We start from the raw sequence: 11,967 nt of genomic DNA on the forward strand, positions 1-11,967 counted from the left end.
ATGGGTGATTTAGCTAGCAGTTTTAAAAAGGAATCTTCTCTTGATTGGGCGAAAATCCAGTTGCTTGCGCTTGATGTTGATGGGGTGCTCACGGATGGAACTATTTTTGTGGGTGCTGACGGTTTCGAGCTAAAACAATTTTCTATACTGGATGGGATGGGGCTGGCCTGTTTAAAAAAAATGGGGATTGCGTTAGCCGTTATTTCAGGACGTTTGTCTCCGGCAACGACTTCGAGGATGCAGGAATTAAAATTTGACCACATCATCCAAGGCCGAAACGACAAAGGAGTTGCCTTGGCTGAATTAGCTGGCCAGCTAGATTTAGCCGTGGAGTGCATTTGCTACATGGGAGACGACGAGATAGATGTACCTGCCTTGGAATTTGCCGGGATTGGCGTTGCCGTGGCCAACGCAGTTCCGTTGGCTTTGAAAACTGCTAACTATTTAACCACAAAACAAGGAGGGAAGGGTGCTGTACGGGAAGTCTGCGACCGAATCCTTGAAAGTAGGAACGAGAGTGTGTTAGCTTTGTCTACTTCTTAATGAATCCTATGCGACGCCTATCCAATATTACCAAGATTGCTTTACTCTTTGCTCTCTGCTCATTGCCTCTGGGATTACTGGTAAACTCGCAGATTCTTCCCGATGCTCCAATTGAAGGAGTACGCGTAACTATGTTTAGTGATGAAGGATTTCGTCTTTGGAACCTGAAGGGAAGTTCGGCGACCTACGGAGACAATGGAATCGTTGAAATGACAAATTTGGATCTTCAGATTTATCAGGGGGAGCAAGGTAAGGATATGGATATGCACATCCAGAGCGCTGAAGCGGTTTATCAATCTATAGACCAGGCTGTTTCTGGTGATGGCGGTGTAATTGTTGATGGCGAATTTTATGAGATTGAGGGCGAAAATTGGAATTACTCTCAGGATGATCGGATAATTCATGTCCATAAAAACGTTAAAGTGGTAATCGATTATGAGTTGGAGGCTTTCCTAAAATGATGCGCTTAATTTTATTTTTATCTTCGGTGTTTTTGGTGGATGCAGTTCTTTTGGGGCAAGACGAAAAAGTGCCTGAACTGATGACGAACACGGTGTTCACCTGTGACTATCTGGAAATGGCGAGCGGAGATGAAATCTCCGATTTTCATTTGGTCGGGAACGTCACGGTTGTCGGAACAAATCTTAAATTAACCAGCGATGAGCTACACATCACCGCAGTTAAAAAAGGGGACAAAGACGCAACCGTTGGCGAAATGGGAAATATCACAAAATTTATCGCTATAGGTGATGTTAAGTTCCAACAATTGGGACGGACCGCTGAAAGTGGGCGAGCGGAATTTTTCCCTGAGGAAAAGAAGGTGCTTCTTACAGGAAATCCTGTAATAACCGAAGAGGACCGAACCGTATCTGGCGATGAAATCGAATGGTTTGCTGGACAACGACGGGCACAAGTTCGAGGAAGCAAAGATAATAGAGTTACTGTTAAGTTGGGTGCACTTCCTGATACAGGATTCGACCCGGATAAAGCCAATGAAAGCACGGAAGCTTCAACTCAAGTTCAGAAGGTCAATGGGACTGACAACAACGAAACTGTTAATCCTTAAAAACTGATGGTTTCACCCATAACTATTTCAACCAGTGATCTTGAGAAAAGCTATTCTGGGAAAAAGGTCGTTAATAAAGTAAACGTCAATGTTGCGGCCGGTGAAGTTGTCGGGCTTTTAGGACCAAATGGGGCTGGAAAAACGACGACGTTTTATATGATTGTCGGCCTGATTCCGGCCACCCGTGGAAAGGTGTTGGTTGGGAATATCGACATCACCCCGTACTCAATGCATCGACGTTCTAGAATGGGCATAGGTTATTTACCACAAGAACCTTCGGTATTTAGAAATCTTTCAGTGCAGGATAACATTAAGGCGATTGTTGAAACCCTTCCGATTACTCGAATCGCCAGAAAAGAAAAGGTGGATAAGCATCTTGAAGAGTTGGGGCTCACCCAGATTGCAAAACAGAAAGCCTATACTTTAAGTGGAGGTGAACGGCGGCGATTAGAGATCTCAAGAGCCTTGGTAACTGAACCGAAATTTCTTCTGATGGATGAGCCCTTTAGCGGGGTTGATCCGATCAATGTTGCTGAAGTTCAAAAAATTGTCCTGGAACTGAGTGACAAGGGAATAGGGATTCTCATAACGGACCACAATGTCCGCGAAACTTTGAGTATTGTAGACCGTGCCTACCTTCTCCACAACGGAGAAGTATTGCGTGAAGGCACCAGTAATTTTCTCACAAACGACGAAGTAAGCCGGGAATTCTATCTCGGTGAAAATTTTAACATGTAATGGCTCCATGGATCTCCGTTCAGCACCCAGGTTAGTAGAAAGTATTGAGGTCGGTTCTTTCTACTCTAAATTCAAAGATAATCTTAAACTGACTTTGGCCGCCGGAGACGAAGGACTTAAAAAGGTAATAAAAGAAAAAAGCATTAATCGGCCCGGCATCGCTTTGAGTGGTTTTTTAACATTCTTTGCAGCCGAAAGGATACAATTATTTGGAGCTGGGGAGATGGCTTACATGGAGACTCTGACGCATGCTGATCAGGAAGATATCCTTTTAAAATTTGCCGAATTAGAGATCCCTTGCGTGATTGTCTCTCGGGATTACGAGCCTACAAGAATCATGATCGAGGTTTCAAATCGGTACGACATTTCTTTGTTTCGTTCACCCTTGAGTTCCAAGGACATTGTTACAGCCGCTACACTGTTGCTTGAATACGAGTTTGCTCCCACCGTTACTGAGCATGGCACGATGCTGGACATCAAAGGTATCGGAACTTTTCTTCGTGGCAAAAGCGGGATTGGGAAAAGCGAATGCGCTTTAGCATTAATTGAACGAGGGCACAGTTTAGTCGCGGACGATTTAACCTACATTAAACTGATTAATGATAAGGAACTAATGGCGAATAGTTCTGAATTAAATCGTGGTTATATGGAATGCCGAGGCATTGGAATTATTAATGTCGGTGATCTTTTTGGTATTCGTAATGTTCGTTTGGAAAAAAGAATCGATATGGTTGTTACTTTTAATGAATGGTCGATTGAGCATGATGAAGATAGAACTGGGTTAGAAGAAAGCTACTTCACTATTATGGGAATTGATGTACCCCATATTGAAATATTTATTCGACCTGGTCGCGACCTTGCTCGACTTGTCGAAGTGGCCGCGATGGTAAGAGCTGCTAAAATCATGGGCCACGATTCTGCTCAAGAGTTCAATCAACGTTTGATTGATCACATGGCTAAACAATCTCCAAAATAATTTGATTTTTTTCGATTTATTTTTTGGGCTTTTTGACTCTGGCAATCGAGAATTTTTCGACAATTAATCGCGGGTTCAGATTCTCTAAATGTTTTGTACTGATAAGCTTCTGGCTTTGTTAAAATCGCGGGGCAAATTGAACAAATCAGCTAAAAAAGTTATCCGCATTCAGATGTTAATAACTTGTGTGAAAGTTCATCTTGAAAACAGGCAGAAAACCACGATTGTTTGTAACTCTTGCGGGTGGCTCATAGATCCCAGGCGGTAAGTCTAGATTTTGGCCGCTTTCTTTTTTCTCTATTTACTAGCCTATAGTTCTTTAAGCCATTACAAAACAAGGACTTAAACTATTTCTAATACCTGGCTGTGTCGAACAGCATCATTTTTTTTCTTCCATGAATATTTTGTTCAACCATTTTCACCAAACTAACCATGCGAGACCTTCATCAGGATCGATTGGAATTACTCTTGTGAATAAACCTATGGATGTTTGGAGTTAATGTCACAATATTCTAAAGTAGAAAATTTCTGGGAAGCTGTAAAACCAGAGCTCGAAAATCGATTTAAAGGTGACGTTTACGATATGTGGTTCAAGCCAATGAGTTGCTTGCAGCAAACCGACACCGAAGTTATGCTGAGCGTCCCAAATGAGTTCTCAGCCATCTGGGTCGCTGACAACTATCTCGAGTTGATTTTGGACAAGATCCGTTTGGTTGCAGGTAGACCGGTAAAAGTGTCACTTAAAGTGTTCGATGATGTGGCAAAACTGAGAGAGCAGGAGTTAGATTTAGGAATTAGTAAAAAAGTAGATGCCGACCGAGCCGGTGAGTTAATAACCAGAGAGACCCGTGCAGAGCTGCGGCCTACGATCGGAAATTTTTTAAATCCCAGAAATACTTTTGAGAATTTTGTTGTCGGCCAAAACAACAATCTTGCTCACGCAGCATCCGTCGCAATCGCCAACGCGCCAGCTAAAGCCTACAATCCACTTTTCATTTATGGAGATACCGGGTTAGGGAAAACGCACCTCATGCACGCGGTTGGACATTTTATTTTAAAGAACAATCGCACTGCAAAAGTTGCCTATGTTTCCACCGAGAAATTTACCAACGAATTCATTCGTGCGATTCAGGAGAATACACTCGTGAAATTTCGCATGCGTTACCGCTCGGTGGATGTGCTTTTAATTGACGACATCCATTTTCTGGCCGGCAAAGAACGTATCCAGGAAGAGTTTTTCCACACCTTTAATGATCTCTTTGAATCGGGAAAACAAATTTTCCTAACCAGTGATCGACCAGCGAGTGAGATCTCAAAACTTGAAAGCCGTCTAGTCTCTCGATTTCAATGGGGATTGGTTTCGGACATGCAGGCACCTGACCTTGAGACGCGCGTGGCTATTCTCGCCAATAAAGCGCAATCACTCGACATGCGACTCCCCGATGATGTGTTGCAATTTATTGCGGAAAAAGTGTCACGGAATATTCGACGATTGGAAGGTGCACTGACCCGTGTCGCTAGTTACAACGCATTAATGGGAAAGACCGTTAATCTTGAGGTGGCGGAGCAGCTTTTGGGCGATATCCTTCAGGAGGAAGCTCAGAATCAAGTTACAATCGAAAAAATCCAAAAACGCGTTGCGGATTATTTTAATTTGAGACTTTCAGATATGGTAAGCAGAAGGCGTCCCGCAAATATCGCTTTCCCAAGGCAAATCGCCATGTATCTAAGCCGTATCCTCACAAGTCATCCGTTGCAGGAGATTGGAGAAACTTTTGGTGGCAGAGATCATGGAACCGTTATTCATGCCTGCAAAACAGTGGAAAACATCATGGATCAGGATGAAGCTGTCCGCCGTAGTGTAGAATACCTGAAGACGCAGTTGGCAAAATCAGGGGGTTAAAATGGTATTCACAGATTCGCAAAAACAATCCATTGCCCAGTGGGTGGCTGAAGGGTTGAAGCTGAGCGACATTCAATCACGGATCAACAAAGAGTTCGAGGCGGCCCTGACGTATATGGATGTTCGTTTCCTGATTGATGACCTCAATCTGGAGCTCAAGGACCAGCCGCCACCTGTAGACAGCGATTTAAGAAATGCCCCTCCGCCACCATCGGATCCTCAAAAAGCGGAACCTCTTGCGAACGACCTCGAAGGGACTACTGCCGGGGGATTGGTTTCGGTTGCTCTTCATAAAGTGTATCAACCCGGATCCATTGTAAGTGGTGAAGTAGTTTTTTCGGACGATGAAAAAGCCGTATGGGCCTTGGATCAAATGGGTCGCCTGTCTTTAAAAGCAGGTACGGCTGGTTATCAGCCTAATGAAAATGATCTTCTTGATTTCCAACAAAAGCTTAGTTCTTTGCTCCAAAGCCAAGGGTATACGTAGGCCTTTTGGCTTTACTTTTTGGCCCATATTAGGATGGTTTGAGCGAAGCTAAACCCTTTTAAAGTATCGGAGTCATTATGAAAAAGTTACTGATTATTCCTGTATTCCTTCTGGTCTTTGCCCCATTGTTCGGAGATTCCTTGGTTGAAGAGCGGGCTAAAGCATGCATTTCAGAAAACGGTTCGGATCAAGCAGGTTTAGAATCTTGTCTTACAAAACTATTTGTACCTGCTTCAATGGATTGCGACGAGCTCCTAGAGGTTCATCGCTCAATTCTTATGGCAAGCCAAGGTCGAGACGATGCAACTATTCGTGCAGTTGCTCGGGTGTCATCAAAATTGGGTATCGTTAGTTTAGCTGCCAATTGTTACTCCCCGGACGTAGCCGCTCGGTTAATTGCCCGAACAAGTTCAGTGATTGGCGGTGATTCAGTTATTATTGCCGATGCAACAGTTTCTGGTGCTGTTGATGCCGCAAGTGCTTTAGGGGTCGAATCTGGATCGCTTGCCACTTCTGCTTCAAGTAGCAGCGCATCAGGAAAATCCGGGGGCGGTTCAGGAGCTATAGCCAATCCTCCAGTTGAAATCTACTTCGATAAGGAAGTGATTGTAAGTCCTTCTGGTACCCAAGGGTAATTTCAACAGTCGGCCGAACCTGGTTCTTTCTGTTGGGATTACTATTCCGGGACTTTTATTTTAGAAATTCCAACAGTGCTTCCTCAGTTAGAATATTCACTCCTAGTGATTCTGCCTTTGAAAGTTTTGAACCGGCACTTTCTCCAGCAAGGAGAAAGTCCGTCTTTTTACTGACCGAACTCGACACTTTCCCTCCAGCCTTTTCGATCAAAGCTTTTGCTTCCTCCCGTTTCATTGTTGGCAATGTCCCTGTTATTACAAATGTCTTTCCGACTACTGCTTCACGATTTCCTGATTCATCAGGAGCCTGTTCCGTATCGTTTAGGCCAGCTTTTATCAACTCATTGACTATTGTCTGGTTACTGAGATCTTTGAAAAATAATATTATGCTATTTGCAACGATGTCGCCGATACCTTCGATTGCGACAAGATCCTCCTCGGTCGCTGAAAGTATTCCGCTCAAACAAAGAAAGGTTTTGCTTAAAAGTTTTGCAACAGATGCCCCAACATGAGGAATGCCGAGTCCATGTATCAACCTCCACAATTCCTGCGATTTACTTTTCTCCAAAGCGTTAAGCAGATTTTCAGCTGATTTTTCTCCAAACTTTTCTAAGGTTAGAAGTTCGTCTTGCGTAAGGGAGTACAGCTCTGGCAATGAAGTCGCTAACTCTTTTCCTACTAATTGGTCCACCACCGCTTCCCCTAATCCCTCAATATCCATACATTGCCTAGACGCAAAAAACTGTAAACGTCTTCTTATCTGGGGAGGGCAAAACTGAGAGTTGGGACAGCGATGTGCCGCTTCGCCTTCCACTCGAACGACTTTTGTTCCACATGCAGGACATTCTTCGGGGAACTTGAACGTATTTGAGTCAACTGGACGTTTTTCTAATACAACTTCAATAATGGCTGGGATAATTTCTCCGGCTTTTTCTACCTTTACAAAGTCATTTATACGGACGTCTTTCCTGGAAATTTCGTCGCTGTTGTGAAGTGTTGCTCTGGAAACGGTTGTACCTGCAAGTTGGACAGGTTCCAGAATGGCCACAGGGGAGAGCGTGCCGGTTCGACCGATTTGAATTACAATATCTTTTATCTGAGTCGTCGCTTGTTCTGCCTCAAATTTATATGCGATCGCCCAACGGGGAGCTTTCGAGGTATTACCTGCTTCATTCTGGAGCTCCAGTTCGTTTAGCTTTATCACCGCTCCATCTGTGGGATATGCATAGGTTTTACGTAACTGATCAAGAGACTTAATAGCTTCGATACTGTTTTCGATACCTGTTTCTACCCAGTGATTTTCGACCAGGGGGAAGCCCCAGTTACGTAAAGCGCCAAAAAAGTCGGTTAAGGTATTAAAATTGTTTGGTTCACAAAATCCTCGCCCATGCGATACCCAGGTAAGATTCCTGTTCTTAACTTCCTTACGGTCCAGCATCTTTATTGTTCCAGCAGCGAGGTTTCTTGGGTTGGCGAACAGGGGTAACCCATCTTGCTCACGAATTTTGTTTATTCGCTCAAACTCTTGCAGGGTCATGTAAATTTCTCCTCTGACTTCCAAAATATCCGGATAGGGGGGGGCTAGTTCTCTGGGAAAATTTTCTATCAAATCAAAGTTTGCAGTTATCTCGTCCCCCTCGATTCCATTTCCGCGGGTGACTGCTTTAACAAATTGACCGTTTTCATAGGTAAGACTTACGGCAACACCATCGATTTTTGGCTCCACCAAATATTCCAGATCTTCACGGCCAAGCAATCTATGCAAACGCTTTTCAAATTCTAATAATTCCTCAAAATTGTAGGTGTTATCAAGGCTTTGCATAGGTTCACGATGCCTGTAGGTAGTGAATCCTGAGAGGCGGTCATCTCCAATTTCATCCGCCAATAATAGTGTTTCGTTATGGTTGTGGTGTATCTTTTCAAGTTCGGCCAGCTCTTCCTTTAGTCGATCATACTCCCTATCAGATATCTCTGGGACGGCTTCCCGGTAGTAGCGATCATTGTGGTATCGAATGATATCACTTAGCTCTTTGAGACGGTTTTCACAGTCTTCGCTCATAATTAATTATTCTTTTGTGGCGCTGCTTTCTTGTCGAGTTTTTGTGGAATATTTACTTCCAGGAAACTAGAAAACCACGGTAATACTTTGTAAGAAGTAATCGCGATTCCTGCTCCCAAGGTGTCGGCTAGCCAGTCCGCAAATTCGACGCTCCGACCGGGTGTAAAGGATTGTCGAAATTCATCCAGGGCACCGAAACCTGAAACAACAAAAAAGCTGATCAGCGCCCAAATCAAAGTGCCGGGTTTTTGAATCCTCACTACCATAATGGCAATCAACCCAAAGACCAGAAAGTGCACCACTTTGTCGCTGTGATTCACGTCAATTGGATTGGTTGTGTTAACTCCCGAAGCTAAGACGATTGTTATCGCTAGTAAGAATGGCCAGATCCATGGCTTCATTGGAAAGTTGGACATTGTGCCCTAAATCGCTTCTGTCGTAATTGAAGAATTTTAAAATGGTCGGGCCGACTGGATTCGAACCAGCGACCCCTTCACCCCCAGCGAAGTGCGCTACCAGACTGCGCTACGGCCCGAACCAATAAGTAAAGTCGAAAAGTGTGTTCGGATTCCTCTTTGTCGGTCAAGCATAACAAACGAGAAATCAGGCTCGATTTTACGTTTGATAACCTTAGTTTGAAATAATGGTGAAGTCGTTGATCAAACCAATCTCGATTAGGGTGTGTGCCTTCGGCGTATCTATCTTTTTTCTTGGTTGTTCTTCGGATTCCTCAGATAGCGAAAAACAGGATGTTGAAAAACCCGCCGAAGTTAAGACTGACATTACGGAAAACTCTGAGTCTATCCTGAGCCTGTTCGATGATTCTTCTTCCTTTGAACTTTCAGGATCCACCAACCAGAATAATGATTTCTTTTTGCACAATAGCCCGAACGTTTCAAATACAACTGGAGAGTTCCCCGAAAGAGCGAATTTAAGTGAGTGGTTTGTTCTTCTTAACGCTAAAAACAAACATGAGGTCATAACCCTTCTTGGAATGCCGGACAGAACTTACAATTCTGGGGCAGTCTTTTGTTATTATAGTAAGTTACGTAGTGAAATCAGTAATAATCTTCACCTCGCATTTCACCCTGAGACATTAATGGTAGAAAAGATGGGCTGGGATTCGCAGTCTCTTAAACCCATAGAAACCTACGATGCTCCTAAATAATTTCTACTTGATGGTACCTGGAGAGGGAATCGAACCCTCACTCCCGAAAGAACCGGATTTTGAGTCCGGCGCGTCTACCAATTCCGCCATCCAGGCCTATCAATGACAATCAAACGGCTAGTTGGATCGCCTAAGAAATAAGAGTGAGTTTTATGGGTAATTGCTTTGCTCAAGTCCAATCAAAAAAGGCCTGGGTTTAATAATCTTTAAGCAGGTCCTTGTGGGCTTTGCTTCGTGCACGCAAACGCAACGCTTGAAGGTGAATGAATCCCGTTGCGTCGTCTGGATTGTAATCGCTCGCAACACCTTCCATCGACGCAACCTTCTCATCATACAAAGAGTAGGGAGATTTTCTTCCCACCGTTGTAATGTTTCCTTTATACAACTTCAGGCGAACGGTACCTGAAACAGATTGCTGACTGTGATCAATCAATGCCTGCAACGCTTCCCTCTCCGGAGCATACCAAAAGCCGTTATAAACCAGCTGGGCATACTTTGGAATCAGGCTATCACGAAGATGCATGAGCTCACGGTCCATGGTCAGGGTTTCTAATTGGCGATGGCCGTGAATAAGTATGGATCCTCCGGGTGTTTCATAAACACCTCTACTCTTCATTCCGACGAAACGATTTTCAACGATGTCAACTCGCCCAATACCATGCCTGCCAGCAATTTTGTTTAGGCTTTTAAGGATTGCTGCTGGATTGCCAGCCACTCCGTTGACCGCTACGCAGTCTCCCCTTTCAAACTCTAATTCCAAATACTCTGGTTCATTGGGGGCGTCTGTCGGGTCAACTGTCAGTTTAAACATGGATTTGTTATCCAGAGTTGTCGGATCAAACCAAGGGTCTTCAAGAATGCCTGCTTCATAAGAGATATGGAGTAGGTTTCTATCCATCGAGTAGGGTTTTGACGAGGACGCTTCAACATTGATCCCGTTGGCTGCACAATAATTGATCATCTCGGTTCGCCCCGGAAATGCTTGGCGGAAAATGTCCATACGCCAGGGAGAAATGACTTCCATATGTGGCGATAGAGCCGCGTAAGTGAGTTCAAAACGAACTTGGTCATTTCCCTTTCCGGTGGCTCCGTGAGCCAACGCATTTGCTCCCGTTTTTTTGGCGATCCCAATTTGAGCTTTGGCTATCAAAGGCCGCGCTATGGATGTACCGAGTAGATATTGGCCTTCATAAATGGCGTTAGCCCGTATGATCGGATAGATAAAATCACTCGCGAACTCCTCTACCAAATCAATTGTATGATGTTCGCTCGCACCGGTCGCTTTCGCTTTTTCTTCCAGCCCATCGAGTTCTTCTTCCTGTCCGACATCTGCGGCAAAGGTAATAATTTCGGCGTTGTAGTGATCTTTAAGCCAACGAACCAGAACAGACGTGTCCAGGCCGCCAGAATATGCGAGTACGATTTTCATAGTGTGATAATGGGAAAATTATTTTTTTGAGGCATTGGCCAAGACGGCTAGAATTGCTTTTTGTGCATGTAGTCGATTTTCCGCCTGATCGAAGATCACTGAAGCCGAACTGTCCAGTACCTCTTGCGTCACTTCTTCACCTGCGTGCGCCGGCAAGCAGTGCAAAAACAAAGCATCTGACTTTGCCGCATTCATTATTTTTTGGGTCACCTGGTAAGGATTCAGGATCTGAAGTCTCTCCTCTTTTTCTGCTTCCATACCCATACTTACCCACACGTCGGTATAAACTGCGTCCGCACCTTCAACCGCTTCCATGGGATCGGTGTGGTATGACCAAGTTGGCTCAAGTCCAGACTGCTTGATCGTTTCTTTTATGTGCGGACCTGGTTCAAAACCTTCTGGGCCAGCAAGCGCTATTTCCATTCCAAAGAGTGCGGCCCCGAGCATCCAGGAATTACCCATGTTACAGGCGGTATCTCCGAGGAAAGCGATTTTCTTTCCTTTCAAAGATTCAAGAAGCAGTCCTCCATTCGACCACCGCTCTGCCATAGTAAACGCATCCGAATAGATCTGGCACGGGTGAAGGAAATCTGAGAGTGCATTCACAACCGGAATAGAACCTTCTGCGGCAAACTCTTCTAAAAGCGAATGCTCATAACACCGAATAATTATTCCATGTAAGTATCGAGACAGTACTTTTGCCGTGTCTGCGATCGGTTCCCCCCGACTTATTTGGATATCATTTTTATTTAGGTAAAGTGCATTTCCTCCCAGCTCATGAATGCCGACTTCAAAGGAAACGCGGGTCCTGGTACTCGATTTAAAAAATAGCATTCCCCAGGACTGCCCGTCTAAAATGGAATGTGTCTTGTGTCCTCTTTGTTTTTTAAACTGCTTGGCTAAAGAAAATACCTCCTCGACTTCTGAGTGCTTAAAATCTGTTGATTTCAGAAAGTGTTTCAT

Annotated in this window: 13 protein-coding genes and 2 tRNA genes; 9 read left to right on the top strand and 6 right to left on the bottom strand. The window is 44.3% G+C overall.

The genetic code is table 11. The features are described 5' to 3' along the window. The 8 genes from O3C43_08445 (at position 1) to O3C43_08480 (ending at position 6,348) form a co-directional block, all read left to right on the top strand. Positions 1–543: an HAD hydrolase family protein gene (locus O3C43_08445; GenBank protein MDA1066517.1), complete on the top strand. Its 543-nt coding sequence runs from the start codon at positions 1–3 to the stop codon at positions 541–543. A gap of 8 nt (positions 544–551) precedes the next feature. After that, positions 552–1,004, top strand: coding sequence for an LPS export ABC transporter periplasmic protein LptC (gene lptC, locus O3C43_08450; protein MDA1066518.1), 453 nt, complete (start codon positions 552–554; stop codon positions 1,002–1,004). Beyond that, positions 1,001–1,609: a hypothetical protein gene (locus tag O3C43_08455; GenBank protein ID MDA1066519.1), complete on the top strand. Its 609-nt coding sequence runs from the start codon at positions 1,001–1,003 to the stop codon at positions 1,607–1,609. The genes lptC and O3C43_08455 overlap by 4 nt, the downstream gene beginning before the upstream one ends. 6 nt (positions 1,610–1,615) lie before the next feature. Continuing rightward, positions 1,616–2,347: an LPS export ABC transporter ATP-binding protein gene (gene lptB / locus O3C43_08460; GenBank protein ID MDA1066520.1), complete on the top strand. Its 732-nt coding sequence runs from the start codon at positions 1,616–1,618 to the stop codon at positions 2,345–2,347. A 7-nt stretch (positions 2,348–2,354) separates the two neighbouring features. Then, entirely contained in the window at positions 2,355–3,323 is a 969-nt protein-coding gene (hprK, locus tag O3C43_08465; GenBank protein MDA1066521.1) for an HPr(Ser) kinase/phosphatase, read from the top strand. A 499-nt stretch (positions 3,324–3,822) separates the two neighbouring features. Continuing rightward, entirely contained in the window at positions 3,823–5,226 is a 1,404-nt protein-coding gene (gene dnaA / locus O3C43_08470) for a chromosomal replication initiator protein DnaA (protein MDA1066522.1), read from the top strand. A gap of 1 nt (position 5,227) precedes the next feature. Further along, entirely contained in the window at positions 5,228–5,713 is a 486-nt protein-coding gene (locus O3C43_08475) for a hypothetical protein (protein MDA1066523.1), read from the top strand. Between the two features lie 77 nt (positions 5,714–5,790). After that, entirely contained in the window at positions 5,791–6,348 is a 558-nt protein-coding gene (locus O3C43_08480; GenBank protein ID MDA1066524.1) for a hypothetical protein, read from the top strand. Positions 6,349–6,403: 55 nt separating this feature from the next. Here the strand turns inward: O3C43_08480 and ligA are convergent, their stop codons facing one another. The 3 genes from ligA to O3C43_08495 form a co-directional block, all read right to left on the bottom strand. Further along, positions 6,404–8,407, bottom strand: coding sequence for an NAD-dependent DNA ligase LigA (gene ligA, locus O3C43_08485; protein ID MDA1066525.1), 2,004 nt, complete (start codon positions 8,405–8,407; stop codon positions 6,404–6,406). A 2-nt stretch (positions 8,408–8,409) separates the two neighbouring features. Beyond that, positions 8,410–8,808 carry a VanZ family protein gene (locus tag O3C43_08490; GenBank protein ID MDA1066526.1) on the bottom strand — a complete coding sequence of 133 codons (399 nt, stop codon included), beginning with the start codon at positions 8,806–8,808 and terminating at the stop codon, positions 8,410–8,412. Between the two features lie 57 nt (positions 8,809–8,865). After that, positions 8,866–8,942: transfer RNA gene (locus O3C43_08495), tRNA-Pro, on the bottom strand. 108 nt (positions 8,943–9,050) lie between these two features. On the opposite strand from O3C43_08495, the gene O3C43_08500 reads away from it, so the two are divergent. Beyond that, the gene (locus tag O3C43_08500) at positions 9,051–9,575 is read left to right on the top strand and encodes a hypothetical protein (GenBank protein MDA1066527.1); all 525 of its coding nucleotides are present in this window, start codon (positions 9,051–9,053) and stop codon (positions 9,573–9,575) included. A gap of 11 nt (positions 9,576–9,586) precedes the next feature. Here O3C43_08500 and O3C43_08505 read toward each other — a convergent pair. The 3 genes from O3C43_08505 to argF form a co-directional block, all read right to left on the bottom strand. Then, positions 9,587–9,671: transfer RNA gene (locus tag O3C43_08505), tRNA-Leu, on the bottom strand. Positions 9,672–9,771: 100 nt separating this feature from the next. Beyond that, on the bottom strand, positions 9,772–11,004 hold the full coding sequence (locus tag O3C43_08510; GenBank protein MDA1066528.1) for an argininosuccinate synthase: 1,233 nt from the start codon (positions 11,002–11,004) through the stop codon (positions 9,772–9,774). An 18-nt stretch (positions 11,005–11,022) separates the two neighbouring features. Next, positions 11,023–11,967 carry an ornithine carbamoyltransferase gene (gene argF / locus O3C43_08515; GenBank protein MDA1066529.1) on the bottom strand — a complete coding sequence of 315 codons (945 nt, stop codon included), beginning with the start codon at positions 11,965–11,967 and terminating at the stop codon, positions 11,023–11,025.

The organism is Verrucomicrobiota bacterium (assembly GCA_027622555.1).
Lineage (GTDB): Bacteria > Verrucomicrobiota > Verrucomicrobiia > Opitutales > UBA2995 > UBA2995.